At 27.6% G+C, this 19,334-nt stretch carries 25 protein-coding genes; 24 read left to right on the plus strand and 1 reads right to left on the minus strand.

Annotated elements, in window-relative coordinates; genetic code table 11:
- The 12 genes from EYW44_RS20970 (at nucleotide 1) to EYW44_RS21025 (ending at nucleotide 7,333) form a co-directional block, all read left to right on the plus strand.
- A complete protein-coding gene (locus tag EYW44_RS20970) occupies nucleotides 1-741 on the plus strand; it encodes a methyltransferase domain-containing protein (RefSeq protein WP_132727507.1) in 741 nt (246 codons plus the stop codon).
- Nucleotides 742-921: 180 nt separating this feature from the next.
- Nucleotides 922-1,332, plus strand: a complete 411-nt coding sequence (locus EYW44_RS20975; RefSeq protein ID WP_132727510.1) for a hypothetical protein — start codon at nucleotides 922-924, stop codon at nucleotides 1,330-1,332.
- 151 nt (nucleotides 1,333-1,483) lie between these two features.
- Complete coding sequence (locus EYW44_RS20980; protein WP_243643710.1) at nucleotides 1,484-1,942, plus strand: GNAT family N-acetyltransferase; 459 nt, start codon at nucleotides 1,484-1,486, stop codon at nucleotides 1,940-1,942.
- Nucleotides 1,943-2,005: 63 nt separating this feature from the next.
- Nucleotides 2,006-2,386 carry a DUF2200 domain-containing protein gene (locus EYW44_RS20985; protein ID WP_132727516.1) on the plus strand — a complete coding sequence of 127 codons (381 nt, stop codon included), beginning with the start codon at nucleotides 2,006-2,008 and terminating at the stop codon, nucleotides 2,384-2,386.
- Nucleotides 2,387-2,424: 38 nt separating this feature from the next.
- Entirely contained in the window at nucleotides 2,425-2,820 is a 396-nt protein-coding gene (locus EYW44_RS20990; RefSeq protein WP_132727519.1) for a hypothetical protein, read from the plus strand.
- Nucleotides 2,821-2,888: 68 nt separating this feature from the next.
- Nucleotides 2,889-3,521 (plus strand): LysE family translocator, encoded by a 633-nt coding sequence (locus tag EYW44_RS20995; RefSeq protein ID WP_132727522.1) that lies wholly within the window; start codon nucleotides 2,889-2,891, stop codon nucleotides 3,519-3,521.
- A 60-nt stretch (nucleotides 3,522-3,581) separates the two neighbouring features.
- Nucleotides 3,582-3,818 carry a c-type cytochrome gene (locus EYW44_RS21000; RefSeq protein ID WP_132727525.1) on the plus strand — a complete coding sequence of 79 codons (237 nt, stop codon included), beginning with the start codon at nucleotides 3,582-3,584 and terminating at the stop codon, nucleotides 3,816-3,818.
- Nucleotides 3,819-3,891: 73 nt separating this feature from the next.
- Complete coding sequence (locus EYW44_RS21005) at nucleotides 3,892-4,467, plus strand: hypothetical protein (protein ID WP_132727528.1); 576 nt, start codon at nucleotides 3,892-3,894, stop codon at nucleotides 4,465-4,467.
- 150 nt (nucleotides 4,468-4,617) lie between these two features.
- A complete protein-coding gene (locus tag EYW44_RS21010; RefSeq protein WP_132727531.1) occupies nucleotides 4,618-5,085 on the plus strand; it encodes a hypothetical protein in 468 nt (155 codons plus the stop codon).
- A gap of 16 nt (nucleotides 5,086-5,101) precedes the next feature.
- Nucleotides 5,102-5,602 (plus strand): hypothetical protein, encoded by a 501-nt coding sequence (locus EYW44_RS21015; protein ID WP_132727534.1) that lies wholly within the window; start codon nucleotides 5,102-5,104, stop codon nucleotides 5,600-5,602.
- 14 nt (nucleotides 5,603-5,616) lie between these two features.
- A complete protein-coding gene (locus tag EYW44_RS21020; RefSeq protein ID WP_132727537.1) occupies nucleotides 5,617-6,006 on the plus strand; it encodes a c-type cytochrome in 390 nt (129 codons plus the stop codon).
- A gap of 130 nt (nucleotides 6,007-6,136) precedes the next feature.
- Nucleotides 6,137-7,333, plus strand: a complete 1,197-nt coding sequence (locus EYW44_RS21025) for a hypothetical protein (RefSeq protein WP_132727540.1) — start codon at nucleotides 6,137-6,139, stop codon at nucleotides 7,331-7,333.
- 53 nt (nucleotides 7,334-7,386) lie between these two features.
- On the opposite strand, the gene EYW44_RS22375 is transcribed toward EYW44_RS21025, so the two are convergent.
- On the minus strand, nucleotides 7,387-7,542 hold the full coding sequence (locus EYW44_RS22375; protein ID WP_165872294.1) for a hypothetical protein: 156 nt from the start codon (nucleotides 7,540-7,542) through the stop codon (nucleotides 7,387-7,389).
- A 312-nt stretch (nucleotides 7,543-7,854) separates the two neighbouring features.
- Here EYW44_RS22375 and EYW44_RS21030 point away from each other — a divergent pair, with 312 nt between their 5' ends.
- From EYW44_RS21030 to EYW44_RS21085, 12 genes are all read left to right on the plus strand, one after another.
- Entirely contained in the window at nucleotides 7,855-8,613 is a 759-nt protein-coding gene (locus EYW44_RS21030) for a response regulator transcription factor (protein WP_132727542.1), read from the plus strand.
- Nucleotides 8,614-8,686: 73 nt separating this feature from the next.
- Entirely contained in the window at nucleotides 8,687-11,026 is a 2,340-nt protein-coding gene (locus tag EYW44_RS21035; protein WP_132727545.1) for a TonB-dependent receptor, read from the plus strand.
- Between the two features lie 109 nt (nucleotides 11,027-11,135).
- Nucleotides 11,136-11,531, plus strand: a complete 396-nt coding sequence (locus tag EYW44_RS21040; protein WP_132727547.1) for a hypothetical protein — start codon at nucleotides 11,136-11,138, stop codon at nucleotides 11,529-11,531.
- A 183-nt stretch (nucleotides 11,532-11,714) separates the two neighbouring features.
- Nucleotides 11,715-12,806, plus strand: coding sequence for an NADH:flavin oxidoreductase (locus EYW44_RS21045; RefSeq protein ID WP_132727550.1), 1,092 nt, complete (start codon nucleotides 11,715-11,717; stop codon nucleotides 12,804-12,806).
- Between the two features lie 20 nt (nucleotides 12,807-12,826).
- On the plus strand, nucleotides 12,827-13,678 hold the full coding sequence (locus EYW44_RS21050; RefSeq protein WP_132727552.1) for a helix-turn-helix domain-containing protein: 852 nt from the start codon (nucleotides 12,827-12,829) through the stop codon (nucleotides 13,676-13,678).
- Nucleotides 13,679-13,769: 91 nt separating this feature from the next.
- Nucleotides 13,770-14,162 carry a hypothetical protein gene (locus EYW44_RS21055; RefSeq protein WP_132727555.1) on the plus strand — a complete coding sequence of 131 codons (393 nt, stop codon included), beginning with the start codon at nucleotides 13,770-13,772 and terminating at the stop codon, nucleotides 14,160-14,162.
- A 210-nt stretch (nucleotides 14,163-14,372) separates the two neighbouring features.
- The gene (locus EYW44_RS21060; protein ID WP_132727557.1) at nucleotides 14,373-15,206 is read left to right on the plus strand and encodes an NmrA family NAD(P)-binding protein; all 834 of its coding nucleotides are present in this window, start codon (nucleotides 14,373-14,375) and stop codon (nucleotides 15,204-15,206) included.
- A 121-nt stretch (nucleotides 15,207-15,327) separates the two neighbouring features.
- Nucleotides 15,328-15,897: a sigma factor-like helix-turn-helix DNA-binding protein gene (locus tag EYW44_RS21065; protein WP_132727560.1), complete on the plus strand. Its 570-nt coding sequence runs from the start codon at nucleotides 15,328-15,330 to the stop codon at nucleotides 15,895-15,897.
- Nucleotides 15,898-15,946: 49 nt separating this feature from the next.
- Entirely contained in the window at nucleotides 15,947-16,846 is a 900-nt protein-coding gene (locus EYW44_RS21070; RefSeq protein ID WP_132727562.1) for a sterol desaturase family protein, read from the plus strand.
- Nucleotides 16,847-16,908: 62 nt separating this feature from the next.
- Entirely contained in the window at nucleotides 16,909-17,298 is a 390-nt protein-coding gene (locus EYW44_RS21075; protein WP_132727565.1) for a hypothetical protein, read from the plus strand.
- Between the two features lie 48 nt (nucleotides 17,299-17,346).
- A complete protein-coding gene (locus EYW44_RS21080) occupies nucleotides 17,347-17,745 on the plus strand; it encodes a hypothetical protein (RefSeq protein ID WP_132727568.1) in 399 nt (132 codons plus the stop codon).
- Between the two features lie 118 nt (nucleotides 17,746-17,863).
- On the plus strand, nucleotides 17,864-19,126 hold the full coding sequence (locus EYW44_RS21085) for a hypothetical protein (protein WP_132727570.1): 1,263 nt from the start codon (nucleotides 17,864-17,866) through the stop codon (nucleotides 19,124-19,126).
- Nucleotides 19,127-19,334 lie beyond the last annotated feature (208 nt).

Below are 19,334 nucleotides of genomic sequence, written 5' to 3' on the forward strand. Positions count from 1 at the left end.
ATGAAAATCACTAAATTAGTTTTGCTTTTTAATTACCAGAAAATTATTTTAGGAGTAGTAGCTGCAGGAGCTTCATATTTTTCATCAACTTTAATAGAAAACAAATTATTCTCTAATTCATTAATCATATTAAGTTGTTTAATAATCTTAAATATTTTTCTTTCTATTCTAGCTTCTTACATTTTATATGATAAATCAGATTTATATAAGTTAGAAAAATTACCAGATTATATAAATTTAGATGAAATTAAGAATGGTGTTTTTATACACGCAAGTTTTGACCCTATATCTAGATTTCTTGAAAAAAAATTCCCAAAAATGGAATTAGCTGTTTGTGATATCTTTGAGAACAGACATTTAGAAGAGAAAATGATTACGATTTCTAAAAAAGAATTTCCTCCTAATAATAAAGAAATAAAAATTGACCCGACAACTTTACCTTTCTCAGATAACTCTCAAGAAATTATTTTTGCTATAACTGCTTTGCACGAAATTTTAGATCATGATAAAAGAGTTTTATTCTTTAAAGAAGCGAAAAGAATTTTGAAAAAAGACGGAATTATAATTATTTCGGAACAAATGAGAAATACTACCAATTTTGCTTTTTTTAATATTGGAGCCTTTCACTTCTTGAGTAAGAACAAATGGAAATTAGCAATAAATGAAAGTGGATTGAAAATACATGAAGCTAATAATATTAATATTTTCGCCGAAACAATTATTATAAAAAACGTTACCTAACATTGGGCTATTATTGTATAACTCATCTTTTTTGAATAAATTAATTATTTATAAATTGATTTTTAAACACCATTAAAAAACAAAGTCTATACCAAGTAGAGTGGTTTAAACTAATTCGAAAAGTTAGTATCTTTTGACACACAAGTTCGTTAATATATATTGAAAAAAATAGTATTCATATTGTCAATTTTTGTTCTTGGTTTTAGTTCTGCACAAAAAATTAAGCCTAGTGCGAATAATGATCAGAACTCTTTGCATTCAGTTCACTGGATTACTAAGAAATGTTCTGAAATTGAAAATCTTCTTTTAAAAAGTCTTTGCGTTCGTAAAGAACTAAATCGATTCCTAGCACTTAATGCTTCTTTCCCTGAAAACATTATTCCTGGAACTTATCATATATCTGTAACATTAACAGTAGATAAGAAAGGGAATATAACAGAAGTTTTGGGTTATAATGGTGAAAAATCTCTGTATTCAGAAATAGAAAGAGTATTGAAATTATTTCCTGATAATTTATACTTGGCTGATAGTAATGGTGATTTTTTGGATTATAAAGGAATAATGCATTTTAAAATTGAAATTTCCGAATAAAACGTGCTGCAATACTATATCTAATAAATTACTTATATTTTTTCTTTTACTAAACATTTCATATCATCAAAAGTTCAACCTTTTTAATTAACTTTATGTGCTAAATAACAAAACATACTTACACTAATTAAGAAAAACTGATATGAAAATAATGGAAACACATAGAAATGATTATACTATTTCTACTGATAAAGACAAATTAGATATTTTAAGCATTCATAAATTCCTTGCTAATGAAACTGATTGGGCGAAAGGTATTCCAATTGATACTTTGAAAACATCCATTGAAAACTCTTTAAACTTTGGACTTTATTATCAAAACAAACAAATTGGTTTTGCTAGAATAATTTCTGATTTTTCTACTATTGCTTATTTAGGAGATGTTTATATTTTAAATGAGTATAGAGGAAAAGGGTTAAGTAAATGGTTGATAAATGAAATAATGGAGCACCCAAATCTTCAAGGATTGAGACGCTGGATTTTATTAACGAATACCGCTGAATGGCTTTATAAAAAGTTTGGATTTACAGAGGTTCCTAATCCTGAATTTTATATGGAGAAACACAATCCAAATGTATACAACGTTTTAGATAAAACTGAAGCAAACTAAATGTATAAATAATTAGTATGTATTTTTTTATGCAAAAATGTTTGCTCTAATAAACTTAAAATTATGGCAGAAGTAACGACTGAAAAGAACGAGAAAATTGCAAAAATGAACTTCGGTTCTATTTATCCTCATTATCTGAATAGAATAGAGAAAAATGGTAGAAGTAAGAGCGAGTTAGATCAGGTTATTTTGTGGTTAACTGGCTATGATCAACATACCTTAGAATCTTTTATAGCTGGAACTGGAACTTTTGGTGATTTTTTTGAGGGTGCTAAAATGCACCAAAATGCAGATATGATTAAAGGAGTTGTATGTGGATATCGTATTGAAGAAATACCTGAGGAATTTGCTTTGTATCGTGATTGCAGAAGAATGGAAAAATTAATTGACGAATTAGCTAAGGGACGTAAAATGGAAAAGATTTTACGTAAAGAGAAAAAATAACAATAACTATCATTTAAAAAATTGTAGTTAGTTAACGTATGGGATTTACTTTACTTGACAAATCAGACATTCATTTTGAGGTTGTAAAACAGCATTTATTAAACACCGAGGGATTTACATCTAAATATTGTCTTTTAGATTATAAGTCTGCTACACCTTATTATTTTAAGTGTCCTGTTTGTAAAGATAGTATTCGTATTGATCACTCAAACGCAAATTCTTTTAATCCGGAAAAGATTAAGATCAACTTACAATCCATAATAGATTTAGGTGGAACTGGAACAATTTGTAAAATAATTCAGTGTGATAATTGCCACACGAATTATTTTGTTGGTATTGGATATATGGAACCTAATAATGGACGTGATGTTTTTTTATTACATTCAATTATTGAGTTAAAGGAAAGAAAACTGCTAAGTGATAATAAAGTATAAATGCATTATAACACTAACAGATTTTCTCTTATCAATAAATATACACTTAAAACAAAAACTCTAAAAATATGATACCAATTAACGATCTACTTTTATTTGGACTAGCAGCATTATTAATGGTACTTTCACCAGGTCCAAATATGATTTATCTAATTTCAAGATCTTTATCACAAGGAAAAAATGCTGGAATTATTTCTCTTTTTGGTGTAATGTGCGGATTTTTATTTCATATCCTCATGGTTTCTTTTGGATTAACTGCAATATTTTTTGCCATACCTTATGCTTTTATTGTAGTAAAATTTTTAGGTGTTGGGTATTTACTCTATTTAGCCTATAATTCAGTAAAACTTGATAACAAAATCTTCGACACTAATAAGAATTTAAAATCAGATAATGCTTTAAAACTATTTAACATCGGGCTTATGACCAATGTTTTAAATCCTAAAATGGCTGTATTTTATTTATCCTTTTTTCCTCAATTTATAAAACCTGAAAATGGTTCTATTTTAAATCAAAGTTTCCAATTAGGAGCATTACAAATAATTATAAGTTTCACAGTAAATTTATTCATTGTTATTTCAGCAGCTAAAATGACTAGCTGGTTCACAAAAAAGCCTGTTTGGTTAAGAATTCAAAAATGGTTTATGGCTTCTGTACTTACTGGACTTGCTGTGAAAATGGCTTTAACAAAAGCAAAATAAATACACCTCTACAATTTCTAAAAAAAAAAGCCAAGATTATTAATAAAGTTAAAAACCGTAATGAAAACATTCACTAAAATATTTTTAGTTACTTCTGTTTGCTTTATTGGCATTATTTTAATCAATCCCAAACAATTGATGGGTAGTAATAATAAAGTTAATACTTATAATGCTGTTTGTGGTGTTGTTTATTCTACTGAATTTAGAGAAGGAAAGAAGGTATTTAATATAATGTGTGCCTCATGTCATAAATTAAATAAAAAAGTTAATTTCCTAGCTAAATATATTTTAAAATAGCATCTTTTTGAAATTACTATTTATAATCAATCAAAAACATTTAATGGAATTATATAAAATTCATCAATAAACTATGATTTATAAATTAATACTATTCTTTTCTTTTTTTACTTCTTTTGGACAAACTATTAAAACAGAATTTGAGATAAGTGGAAAAGTAAAAATATATCTTGTAGATGAATGGATAGATGCAAAAGAAGCTACAGTTGAGTTAATTAAGAAAAACAAGATTAGTGATTTAGATAACTCAGGAAAATATAAGTTTAAAGTTGATAAAACTGGAAGTTATGAATTAAGAGTTTTGAATTTTAATGATTCAAAAATTTTTCATTTAGAAATCATTGGCGAATTAAAAAACAATTTTGACTTATATGTAGATATAGATTGTGATTTTAACAAATTAACTGCTGAAAAAGATATAAAAATGAATAAACCAAGACTTTTATTAGCGAGCGGAATTGTACCATTTCTTGAAATTGGTCAAGAAAAAATTGAAAATAAATATAACTTTAAATATTATGATTTTGGATGTATACTTCCACACATCGAATGTGCTGAACAATACAATAAGATAATTTTCAATTATCTTGATAAAAAGTATGGCATGAATTGGCGAAAAGATATAAGGAAAGATGTTATAGGGTTATAATTAATTTTAAAATTTCTTTCGAACTACATCATATAATATAAAAGCCATATAACTTGAATTTAGGAATACTAAAAAACATTAAAAAAAAGGAGTAACATTTTACGCTTTATTGATACATATATGTGTAATCTTAAAACATTCAAAAATTATATGAAAAAATCATTATCGCTACCTGTATTTCTTATTACAATTATTCTTATCGGATGTAGCGTTTTAACAGGTAAAGAAGTTGCTAGACTATCAATTAATGAAGTTAGTACCGAAAATGCCAATCTAATTATAAAAGAAACTTCTTTAAATTTAAAAAAAGATGAAGAAATTGCTATTTGGTCTGATATGGATATTGAATATGAAGGTGATATTGCCCTGAGGTTTCGATTAGAAATTCTTAAAGATGGGGAAGATTTTACTCGTTTAGAAATTGATCCCACAGAAAAAAACATTACCATTGGAGAAATAAAAACATCTCTTATGAACAAAACCAACTGGAGCTTTTTAGGAAAAAATTCAGAAATTAAAATAGAAGAAGATGGAAACTATACTTTTAGAGGAATTCTAGTCTCTTCTAAAAATCCAACCTTAAAGGTTAATAAAGCTGAAATTGTATTAAATAAATAAAAACTCAATAAATGCAATGAATAAAAACACCATTTCAAAGTTCATCTATACTGCTAGTTTTTTTATTGGGCTAGTAATGATGCTTTGGGGAATCTTAATTTATGAAAGCACTTTTATCGATAAGAAGTTATTAATTATCCTATGCTTAATTCCTTCTTTAATTGTTTTTGTTCTAATAAGAGACCACTACAACAACACATATTCAGTAGTATCTTCTTTTTATGCTTTTGCAGCAAGTATTGTATCTGCTGGCTTTCTGATTATTTCGTTATTCTTAATCTGTAATTTTTACTTTGCAAGCGATAAATCAATCACCAAAACTTACATAGTATCAGAAATAGGAAAACTCTCAGGTAGTTCAAAAAGTAAATATATTTATATAAATCACAAAGATTTGAGCAAGCAACTAATTTTAAAAAAGAATACGAGCATAAAAAAAGGGAATAAAATTAAAATTGAAATTTCAAAAGGACTTCTTGGGCTTGATGTAATTAGAAATAAAAAAATTATCGAATAAACATTAATTGTCTAATGAAAACATTCACTAAAATATTTTTAGTTACTTCTGTTTGCTTTATTGGCATTATTTTAATCAACCCCAAACAATTGATAGACAGTAATAATAACGTAAATACTTATAATGCTGTTTGTGGTGTTGTTTACTCTACTGAGTTTAGAGAAGGAAAAAAAATATTTAATATAATGTGTGCCTCATGTCATAAACTAAATAAAAAATTAATTGGTCCTTCTTTACATAAGGTTGATTCTTTGAAGTTTTGGAATTGGATAACTTTAAGAAATCAAAAAATTGATTCAACAAAAATTGATCTGATTGGTATTGATTATCATAAAAGTAATTTTGGCGAAAGATTGACTAGTACTCAAGCTTACGAATTATATCAATTTTTAAATGAAGAATAGCTTTCCATTATTCTTATAAAAAAACTTCTATTCTTTATAATAATTAGTTTCTAAATTCAAAGATAACCTACTGAAAAACTGTAACAATCACATAAACACCTAGTCTTTATTAGTGACTAATAAAGATAAAATGAAAAATCAATTTATAATTACCATAGCAACCATCTTTTTGTTATTTCCTACCATTGGTAATAGCTGTAGTATGTATAAAATAACCAAAAACGGAAAAACCTTTGTAGGAAACAATGAAGATTTTCTTAGCCCTAATAATCAATTTTGGTTTGAAGAAGCTGGTAATCATAAATTTGGAGTTATGTATATGGGAAGGTTGAATAATTTTGCTCAAGGCGCTATTAATGAAGCTGGTTTAATGTTTGATGGTTTTGCTAATGACGAGTTACCTGTTACAAATACCGCTGGAAAAACTAAGATTTCTCTAGTTAAAGCCATTAGAAATATCATGCAATCTATGTCTTCTGTAGAAGAAGTTAAAGCATATTTAGAAACTATTGATTTAAGTTTTCTTTCTAGTAGCATGATTGTATTTGTTGATAAATCGGGGACCTATTTAATTGTGGAAGGTGAATTATTAATTACTGGTGATGAACCTGAAAAATCATTCTCTAACTTTTACTATTCACAAATAAATTCACTGGAAGATGTTGATATTCCTAGATTTCAAAAAGGTCTACAATTTTTAAATGCTACGGAAGCTAAAGCTAGTTTAGATTATTGTAGTAAAGTAATGGATAATATGAAAACTGAAAATTCTGAAGTTACCTCTACACAGTTTTCTACTATTTACGATTTAACTTCTCTGAAAATAAGGGTGTATTTATATACTGATTTTACACAATTTGTTGAGTTAGACTTAATGCAGGAGTTAAAAAAAGGAAATCATAAAACAATGATGATTGACTTGTTTGAAACCCAAAAAGAATCTATTGCGCATAAATATTTTGCTAAGTACAACGATACTAATAATCCTGTTTTATTTCTTCAAGAAAAAATGAATCCAGAACAATATTCTGAACAAGAATTGAAAAATAAAGGTGTAGGCTGGGGAATAAACGTTATTGGTTATGAATGGCTAAAAGACAAAAAGCAACCAGATGTAGCTATAAAAGTTTTTAAATATGGTATTAGTTTAATGCCAAACGATTTTGATTTATATGATAGTTTAGGTGAAGCTTATTTTGATAAGAAAGACTGGAACAACGCTATTATTAACTATTCAAAATCTTTAGCATTGAATCCTGAAAATGATAATGCCATTCAAAAAATAATAGAATGTAAAAAAGGTAGAGATAAAACTAAGGAAAATTAAAACAGTAAGTTTTTAATAGATTAACAAAAGCTCCCTAAGGAGCTTCCTGTTTTTTAACACCCCCTAGCTTTCATACATATCTCAAAGTCTGCAAAAGTAGCATCACCAGAATCACAATAGTCCCAAATATCATAACAAGAACCTCCATTAATAATTTGTTGTTCAGATTTGTTTAAAACTGAACCTAAGTTTGAAATGTTTTTTAACATCATATAATTTTTTAGGTTAATATGAATAAATCTACTACAATAAGATTAAGAAGTCAACTGAATTTATCCTATGATTAAAAATAAATTATAAAATTAGAGTAATTTTACTAAGCTCTTTTTTAATTAGCGTTATATTATAATTGTTGTTATTTATGTGCGTTATTTTATTCAATTATTTAAAATTAGTTAAGCAATATTGTTAACTTGTGCTGTACATACAAACTGTAATAATGTATCAGTTTAATTACTATTAACACAAGTGAAATTTGTATTTACCATTTTTACACAAATATTGTGTTTAATTATAAGCAAATGAATAATACAAAAAATATAGCTCAAGAATATTTTGAAATATTAAATCAACAGCAATTTATTGATTCGGAATTGGATTATAGTATTTTTAAAAAACAAATTCCTTTTTTAAATCAAATGGCTAAAGTTAAAAATAGTGGATTAACTGTATTTGATTTACATAAGAAAGAACATATTTTTAATTCTTATAATTTGAGTAATTTTTTTGGATACGACTTAAATAAAATTGACACAAATTATTATAATTCAAAAATACATCCTGATGATTTTATTGCTCTTATGAAGATAGGTACTTTTATCATCCAACATTCATATAAGCTTCCTATTTCTGAAAGAAAAAACTATAAATTACAAAATGAATATCGCATATTAAATTCTGAAAATAAATATATTCGAATTATTGAACAATTTCAAATTCTTGAACTTGATCGTTTTGGGAATTTTTGGCTCGCTTTAAGTACTATGGATATTTCACCTAATCAAGAAAAATATAACGGTGTTAGAAGTCAATGGATAAATTTAATAAATGGTAATATAAAAGTAGTTAAACCTTTTAATTTAGTTAACTCAAACCTTTCAAAAAGAGAGAATGAAATACTTTCTTTTGTTGTTGATGGTTTGCTTAGCAAAGAAATTTCTGAAAAACTATCTATCAGTTTACATACCGTTAACACCCACAGACAAAATATACTAAAAAAGCTAGGCGCAAACAGCTCTATTGAAGCTATTAAATATGCTAGGGAATTAAATTTGGTTTAAAAATTACTGATAAATCAGTATTGTAATAATTTTCATCTGATTATAATTTTGTTTCTAACAATTAATAATTAAGATGAAAAAAAGAACCTTTTTAACTATTTTACTTTTCCTTTTACATAGTGTATCTTATTCTCAAGTTATAACACAAACTATTAAAGGAAAAATTATTGATGAGGCTACCTTACAGCCTTTGTCTTTTGCAACAATTGTTATTCTTGAAACGGTACCTAATATTGGAACAACATCTGATACAAATGGAAATTTTATTATTAAAAATGTGCCTGTTGGTAGATATGATTTAAAAATATCTTTTATAGGTTATGAATCAATTATAAAACCTGAGATCGTTGTTACTTCCTCTAAAGAAGTTGTTTTGAACATTAAACTTACCGAAAACTCTTATTCTTTAGATGAGATTGTTATTAAACCAAAAACGATTAAAGAAAAACCTATAAATAGAATGGCTACAGTTAGCGCTAGAATGCTAAGTATTGAAGAAGCTAATAGATATGCTGGGGGTTTTGATGATCCAGCCCGTTTGTCTTCTTCTTTTGCTGGTGTTGCTAGTTCCGTTGGTAATAATGCTATAATTATTAGAGGAAATGCTCCTAGATTTCTTCAATGGAAAATTGAAGGAGTTGAAATACCCAATCCAAATCACTTTGCTGATTTAGGTGTATTTGGCGGTGGTGGTTTAACCGCTTTAAGCAGCAATTTGTTAGCTAATTCAGATTTTTTGACTGGTGCTTTTCCTGCTGAATATAATAATGCTCTTTCTGGTGTTTTTGATATTAAAATGAGAAATGGAAATAATGAAGAATTTGAACATAGTTTTGAAGCTGGAATTATAGGTATTGATTTTGCTTCGGAAGGACCTTTGAGTAAAAAAAAGGGATCTTCTTACCTTGTAAATTATAGATACTCTACTCTTGGACTTATTTCTTCTTTACTTCCTGAAGACGCTAAAGGCACTAACTATCAAGATTTATCATTTAAATTAAACTTTCCAACCCAAAAAACAGGCACATTTTCTATTTGGGGAATTGGATTAATTGACCAATCGGAATCTATTCCTAAAACTGAAATAAAAGAGCAAAAATATTATCAAGATATTGAAAAACAAAAAGTGAATCAGTTTATGGGAGCATTGGGAATTAATCATAAATATTGGTTTAAAAATGCAGCTTATTTAAACTCTACTTTAGCTATATCTACAAATGGATTAAGTTTAAAAACAGATAGGCTTAATGATTTTTCTAACTTAGAACCAGAAAACAAAATAGAAAACACAAAATATAATGTTACTCTAAAAACATTTTTAAATAAAAAGTTCAGCAAAAAACATATTAATAGATCTGGAATTACGATTAGAGCATTAGGATATAATTTAACTTTAGACGAAAAAACAAATGAAACAAATACCTTAAAAAACTTGGTGTTAGAAAACGGGTTTAACACTTTAATATCTGCTTATACAAGTTCTTCTTTTTCTTCAAAAAATTGGCGATTTAATATGGGAATAAACTCTCAACTTTTCACATTGAATAATAGCTTTTCATTAGAACCACGTATGGGTATTAATTACCAATTAAACAATACTAATGCTTTAAGTTTAGGGTATGGTCTACATAGCAGAATTGAACCTTTAAATATTTATTTTGCTAATACAATTAATTCCAACTCATTACAAGCGAACAAAGAACTTGGTTTTTCAAAAGCACATCATTTTGTATTGGCTTATGATTGGAATATTTCAGAAAAATTACATTTAAAAATTGAACCTTATTATCAATATTTATTTAATATTCCTGTAATAAAAGATAGCACAACTTCTCTTTTAAACCTGCAGAATAATTGGTTTATCAACGATGCTTATGTAAATTCAGGAAAAGGTCAGAATTATGGAATAGATTTAACTTTAGAACAATATATAAATAGTGGATTCTATTTTTTGTTTTCAGGTTCAATTTTCAATTCAAAATACAAAACCAATACAAATGTATGGTATAACACACGTTTTAATAAAAACTTTTTATTTAATGCTTTAGCTGGTAAAGAATTTAGAATTGGAAAAAACAATTCAAATTTAATTAGTGTAAATGTAAGATTTAGTTATCAGGGAGGTGATAGGTTTTCAGCTATTGATGAAACACGCTCTATCATTGAAAAAGATGTTGTTTATAATGAAATGAATCCTTTTACAGAACAAACAAACTCAGGTTTTATATCTTATTTTACAATTAATTATGAGTGGTACAAAAAAAAGAACACCCAAAAATTATCATTAAAAATATTAAATGCGACCAATCATAAAGATTTTCAAGGACATCGGTATAATATTAAAACAAACAATGTAGAAGAATATAGAGAAGCTTTAATGATACCTAATATTAGTTATAAGATATCATTTTAAATATCAATACTAAGTTTATTTAAAAATAAATAATTTCCTTTTTCTATCTTCACAAAATTAAGTTAACGATAGAGAATATCAATAAAATTAGAACATACTAAAAACAAACATGGGCATAATATTATTACCTTTTTTAATTGGCGCTATTATAATTATTGTTATTTGTGTGCGTAATTTTATTCTGTTATTTAATTCAGAAATAATTGGTGTTAATGAAATTGGTTTTGGATTTTTACTTTCTTTACTCCTATTCGTAATTATTACAATTAGTTATATTGTTAAAGGTAAAATATGGAATCTGAGTCCGTTTTTTAGAATTCCTCTGGTTACTATATTTATTCCTTTTCTAATTCACTTTGTTATTAAAATGATCAATATTCCTAGTTTAAATTATTTATCAAACCTTTTAATCGTTAGTATCTCTATCAATGGCATACTAGGAATTGCTTTTAACTATATTCTTTTTGACTTATTAGCTTATTTTAATGTGAAAAAGCATTATTAAGAAAAATAGCAAACGACTTAATATACTTTTAACAAAGGCATCCAAAAAATTGATGTAGGAATGTTATAGCTATTAGAACATTGTACATACCTCCTCCTCTACTTTATTAGAAACACTACATTTCTTATCTTTACAATTATTACTTAACTAACACTATTCATCTAATATTTAGTAGAAACTAAAATGAAAAACCATTTAAATTCACCTGTTCATTTTTCATGCGGATTAACTATGAAAAATAAATTTATGCTAGCTCCTCTTACCAATACTCAAAGTTTTGAGGACGGAAGATTGTCTGACGATGAGTATAATTGGCTAACGATGAGAGCTAAGGGACAGTTTGGTTTGGTTATGACTTGTGCTTCTCATGTACAAGCCATCGGAAAAGGGTTTCCTGGACAACTAGGTATTTTTTCTGATGATCATATTGAAGGACATCAAAAATTAAGCAAAAAGATTAAATCGTATGGCAGTCTAGCTGTTGTTCAAATTCATCATGCAGGTATGCGTTCTCCTGCCGATCTGATTAAAGAAGCTCCTGTATGTCCATCATCAAATGAAAAACATGGTGCTCGTGAACTCTCTTTAGAAGAAATAAATCAATTAAAAGAAGATTTTATTCAGGCTGCAAAAAGAGCTCAAAAAAGTGGTTATGATGGTGTTGAAGTACATGGTGCACACGGCTACATTTTAGCGCAATTTTTAAGTGCTAGCATTAATAAAAGAACTGATATTTATGGTGGTTCTTTAGAAAATAGAACTCGAATTTTATTTGAAATTGTAAATGGAATTCGAAATGCTTGTGGTGAAAATTTTTTAGTAGGTGTAAGACTTTCTCCTGAACGATTTGGTCTTGAATTAACCGAAATTAAACAAGTATGCCAACAATTAATTGACGAATCTAAGATTGATTTTCTGGATGTTTCTTTATGGGATGTTTATAAATTACCTGAAGAAAAGGAATATCAACATCAATCGTTATTGAGTCATTTTACTGAATTAGATTTCAAAAACGTGCGCTTAACTGTAGCTGGAAATATTCGAAATGGCGAAGATGTTACCAATATGATGGATGCTGGTGTAGATTTTGTTTCAATTGGTAAATCTGGAATTCTTCATCATGATTTTCCTGAGAGAGTAATTAATGATGTAACTTTCAAAGCAACGGAAACACCTGTTTCAAAAGAATATTTACAAAAGGAAGGATTGGGTGAAAACTTTATTCAATATATGAGTAGATGGTCTGATTTTGTTCAGTTAGATAAAATGAAATAAATATAGAAAAAAGTAAGTGAATGAATCGAGAAATAATTGACATAAATGATTGTATTATTTTATTGGAAGAAGCTTCAACCGATACAACATTGATTGATTCTTGCTTTTTTGACGAACCTGTTATTGCTATTGCTTTTTATGGTGCAGGCGATGTTAGTTTAAATGTAAAATATAACGGCAAAACAAAAACTTTTCAGCATACAAAAGGAATGGTGCTTTCATTTTATGCTGATGAAAAAGTAACTTTTGAGCATCATGTTTCCGCAGACAAACCTCTACAATGTTTGGTAATAGCAACCACGGTAAAAAACTTAGATAAGTTACCCAATGGTGAAGGTGAATTTTTAGAACAGTTTTTATATCAATTAGTGCATCCAAAAGATCATTATGTGGAAGGAACTGTTTTTAAAATGAACCCTGAAATGTTTTTATTAGTGGATCAGTTTTTTAACAACACTTATGAGGGCGGAATTAAAATGATGTTTTACAAAAGCTACATGAGTGCTTTACTTTCACATTATTTCGGTGAGTTAGCCATTCAGCAATCCACCAAAATAAATACAAAACTGCTTGAAAAAATTAATTTAGCACACGAAATACTTTTATCTGATTTAGAAAACCCTCCTTCACTTACTGAATTAGCACACACAATAGGTACCAATACCAATACTCTTAAAAAAGAATTTAAAGCTCAGTTTGGAGTTCCTGTTTTTAAGTACTTACAAAATGAGCGTTTAAAAAAAGCTTACAACCTTATTAAAAAAGAACAAAAAACCATTCAAGAAGCTGCTTGGGCTGTTGGATACGATAGCTTAGGTTCTTTTTCTAATGCCTTTGAAAAAAAGTTTGGTTACAGACCTAGCCAAGTATAAAATTCTTTTTGAATAAACCATAATTCTTTTCGAATAAGTCGCTGATTTATATCGGTTATAGATTTGTATCATCATTTAAAATCAACGAATTATGATACATTCAAAATTATTTAGCGTTGCTTGTGCCATTTTAGTTTGGACTTTAGGAATTTGCTTTTTTCTAATTTCTTATTACCTACCTATTTTAGAAAACGCTACCCTACAATCAAACATTACATTGGTTTTAGGTATTATTCCAAGTGCTTGTTTAGGAACTTATCTTTTTTATAAAAAGAGTTTTTTAAAACCATCTACGCTTGCTCTTATTTTTATAACAACAGCGGTTATTTTAGACACTTTAATAACTCTTCCTGTATTTATGATTCCTGCTGGTAGTAGTCATCCTATGTTTTTTGGTGACCCTATGTTTTATACCATTGCTGTGGAGTTTTACTTTGTTGTATACTATTTCGGTAAACATTTAACTGAAAAAATAACAGCATGAAAATCTACGCTCTTTTTATAACGGTTTTACTAAATGCGCTGTCTACTGGTTTCTTTCTTGCTTGGTCTGTTTCTATCATATTGGGAACTACTACGAAACGAATTGGAATAAATATCACAACATAAAAACCCTTACAAACATGCTTCCATTTTTCATTTTACTCATCTCAATTTTCATTCAAAAACTTTTTTAAACAATAAATAATATATTATGAACAACAACATTTTAGTAATCGGAGGAACTGGTAAAACTGGTCGTCGAGTAGTAACACAATTAAATAACAAAGGAATAACTCCTAGAATTGGCGCTAGAAATGCATCGCCAAGTTTTGATTGGGACCACAAAGAAACATGGCCAGATGCCTTAAATGGTATTGAAAGAATGTATGTTACTTATTATCCTGATTTAGCTGTTCCGGGCGCTAAAGAAGATATAGAAAGTTTAACATATTTAGCTAAAGAATTAGGTGTTAAAAAAATGGTTTTACTCTCTGGAAAAGGAGAAAAAGAAGCTGAAGCTTGCGAACAAATTGTTATGAACTCTGGTATAGATTATACCATTGTAAGAGCTTCTTGGTTCAATCAAAATTGGAGCGAAAGTTTCTTTTTAAATCCTATTTTATCCGGTGAAGTTGCCTTGCCTATGACTGACGTTTTAATTCCGTTTGTAGACGCAAATGATATTGCTGAAGTTGCTGCAACTGTTTTACTTGACGATGCCTACAATGGTGAGATTATTGAAGTTACTGGTCCGGAATTAATCACTTTTAAAGAAATTGTAGCCATAATTTCTAAAACAAGTGGTAGAAACTTAAACTTACACAACATTACCTTAGAACAATATACTAATGGAATGAAACAAATGCAATTGCCTAATGATGTTATTTGGTTAATTGAGTATTTATTTAGTCATGTTTTAACCAATCCTGAAAATCAATTAGTGGTAAACGATATTGAACGTGTTTTAGGTAGAAAAGCTACTTCTTTTTTAGCATATGCTGAAGAAACTGCAAAAACTGGTGTTTGGAACCAAGTAACTGTTTAAATGGCTAGTAGGTAAATAAAACTTACTACAATTTAGTATCTTTAAACTCGTAGTTGAAAATATTATTTATTTTTTACTACGAGTTTTTTAAGATTAGTACTGTAAATCATAAACTATAAAAATGACATTTTCTGAAATATGGAACATACATAAAGATCATTTACAAAACTTCATCAAAACAAAAATTGACGATGCTTATATAGTTGACGATATTTTACAAGAAGTTAGTATTAAACTGCTACACAGTTTTCATAAAAAGACAATTATTAAAAATTATAAAACTTGGCTTTTTCAAGTAACTAGAAATACTATTGCTGATTACTACAGAAAACTTAAAAAAGAAACAGACTTATCAATAAGTACAACAGATACAAGACCTGCTTCTTGCGTATGTGATTTATCTGGTTTTATAATACAAACTTATTTACCAGAAAAATATGCAACTGCTCTTTATTTAAGTGATATAGAGAAAAAACCACAACAAGAAATTGCTGACATATTAAACTTAAGTTTAACTGCTACTAAATCTCGAATTCAAAGAGCTAGAGTTCAACTAAAGGAATTAGTAAATGAGTGTGTTCAAATTTCCTATAATAATAAAGGTCAAATAACTGATTTTCATTTAAAAAATAACTGTGAACTACCAACAGAATTAAAAAATGAGATAGATCGATTAAATTTATTCCTTTAATCTTGCGTCTTTTTACTTTCTAACAACGACTATAAGAGAAAGTAAAACAATGAAATATCATTTTATCTCTTCAATAGCAATACCTTTTCTATTATTAATAGTAGGTACATTTAGTTATTTAGTAATCTTAAACAATTGGAATTTTGAAATAGCATCGTATTCAATTTTTATATTTACACTTGTCTATATTCTTTTTTTAGAACAAGTAATTCCTTTAAAAAAACATTGGACAACAACCAAAAAAATGTTTCTAACTGATATTAAGCATCTATTTTTTTCAACAGCTTTGTTTGATACCTTAGGAAAAACATTTGCCTTGTCTTTTGTTATATATCTTCAAAAAATGTTGTTTCCTTCTTTTGATTTTTGGAATTCTTTTCCTTTCTTTTTCAGTTTCATTTTTGCCAATTTAATTGGGGAGTTTTTACCTTATTGGTATCACAGAATCAGTCATAAAGGCAATAGTAACTCCTATATGAGCTTACTTTTATGGAAATTTCATTCAATACATCATTTACCTACAGAAATGAACTGGTTTAAAACTAATTGGATGCATCCTGTAAATATTTTCTTCAATACATTTTTTAAAATGGCACCACTACTTTTTTTTGGTTTCAGTGATCAAATTATTTTTTCAGTTGGTGTTACACATGTTGTTATTGCATATTTATCTCACGCAAATATTCGTACTGTTAAAAGTTTTTGGGATTATTTAATTATTACTCCACAGTTACATCATTTTCACCACAGTAAAAAAATGGAAGAAGCTAAAAACTTTGGAAACATTTTGCCTTTCTGGGATTTAATATTCGGAACTTATTACAATAGAAAAGGGAGTGTTAAAGACGTAGGAGTTATGAAAAGTGAAAACTCTAAATATCCTAGCAATAATAATTTCATTCAGCAAATTTTTTATCCATTTACTGTTTTTAAAGATTGTTGTAATTAACATACTATTCGTTCTTTTCTTATATTTAAAATCTTTAACAAACAGTTTTTAAATTGAATGAAATGAAAAATATATTCTTTATTTTATGCTTAATGTTTTGTTGTTTTTGTAACGCTCAATTTTTTACAAGTTATAAAGTTAAAACAACCCAAAATAAAAAAGAGCGTACCGAATTATTGAATTTGGTTAGAGCACAAACTGGCGACTACTTATTTATTGTGAATACTTTAAATGTAAGTAAACAATATGCATGGTTTCAGGGTACTCAAGTAAGACGAGATGGAAAACCTATTGAAACTAGTGAATATGAAGATTGTTGTCATACAGAGGCTTTATTAAAAAGATCTGGAAAAACGTGGAAAGTAATTGAATTTGGCAGTAACTCTACTGATGTATGGTGGTTTGGTTTATGGGAAACTTATCAATTACCTAAAACATTTTTTACTGAGTAAGAAGTAAGTCTAAAAAATCTTATACTTGCTATTTTAAAAATTACTATGATGAAAAAAACACTACTTGGAACCTTAGTTGGATTATTCCTTTTAGGCATCTCTTATATTTATATTTCAAATACATATGTATTTCCATGGGAAAAAGAAGAAGCTATTCAATTTGCATTAACTATTGGAGGATTAAATGCATTACCTGACAATATTAAAGACTTAGAAATTGAAAAAAAGGGAAGCATGTTTACAAGACAATTTATTATTGATTTTGAATTTAAAAATTCTACTCAGCTGAAAAACTGGATACTAACTAGTAAACGTTTAAAAAACAATATTCCTAATATTAAAGGAAACACAAAGGTTTATGAAATTTATCCTGGAGAAGAAAACAGCTATGGAGGAAAAGTCAAAATTCAAGATAAAAAAGTTCAAATCAACATGAGCTCAAGCTAAATACTAATCAATTATTTCAGCCAAATTTTAATTAACCATACAACTAAAAGTCGCCAATTACTACCTTGTAAATGTCACATTTAAAAAATGTGGTTTGTCGTTAAAAGAAACTATCACAATGAAAAAAGCAACTATTTTACTCTTAATTTTTTTAATCTTACAATCGTGTAAACAAACTAAAGCCGATTATTTAGCTAACAATCGATTTAATGTTGAAGATACCAACTTTGAATTTCCTCAAAAAGATTTCAAAATTATCGGATTTGGTGCTTATCACGGTAGTGTTAAAACTGAAGATGTTGAACTAAAGCTACTAACATCGTTATTAAAAAGTAAATCTATAAAATACTATCTTCCAGAAACAGATTTCAGTATTGCACACTACTTTAATAAGTATTTACAAAATGGAGATACTCTTTTATTAAAAGACTTGGTTACAATATACGGAAACCGTGTTCCGCAAGAAAGAACTATTGAAGTATATGAAAAATGGAAAAAGTTGAAAACTATTAATGATCAATTACCTGACCAAGATAAACTGAATGTGGTTGGCATTGATTACCAAGTAAATTATAAATATACCTCTAAACATATTTTAGAACTTGTAAATGATACTAAAAATGAATTAGCTCCTATTCAAACAATTCAAGATATGGTAAAAACCGATACTACTAGTTTTGTTTTAGGTGATTTGAGCTATGCATACAAAGTTTTAAAAGATTTTGTAAATGATTATGAAACTAATCAAGACAAGTACAATCCGTTTATTTCTGATAAAAAAACATTAGATCATATTGTCAAAAATATTAAAATCTCTTTTGGAAAAGAGGATAGAGAAACAATCATTTATAACAACTATATAGATCTTAGCGTTGTTTATAATTTTAAACAAACCCCACAATTTTTAAGAATGGGCTTTGCACATATTAAAAAAGCAAGAGACGGGGCAGACGGTTATCCTTACTTTTTTACCAGACTTATTGAAAACAACATTTATCCGAAAGAAGAAATTATATCTGTTATAGGTTATTTTACCGATAGTAAAGTAGTTTGGGATGAAGTGTATGACAAACAAGGAAATTATACTGGTTACACAGTTGAAGCTGGTTTTGGTATTGGAGATTACGAAAAGGAATATTTTAGAGGAATTCAACACTTAAAAGACAGTAAAATATCAGACAAAACTCTTTTCCGATTAAATAAAAAAGATTCTCCTTATGCTATAAATGAACCTGATTTAATTGAAGTAATTATGCAAGACGAAAAATCTAATGGTGAAGCTGTTAAAGGAATGTCTACTTTAGCTTTTTTAGATTATGCTGTGCTTATTTCAGACTCTAAAGAAAGTATTCCTATTTATGAAATGAATAAAAAAGAGTAAATTATTCTACAAAAATTAAACAGATGATTGGAATTGACGGTAGAATTATTATGACTAATTTATACGTATCAATAATGTGTTTTAATCATGAAGTCATCTTGACTTTTTTTGAGAAAAAATTAAGGGTTGTAGATATTTGTGTTGCGAAACATAAAAACACAACCCTATGTACCAAGTACTAAGCAAAGATATGATAGAATTAGAAATA

This window comes from Tenacibaculum sp. M341 (assembly GCF_004337695.1).
In the GTDB taxonomy this organism is placed as follows: Bacteria; Bacteroidota; Bacteroidia; order Flavobacteriales; family Flavobacteriaceae; genus Polaribacter.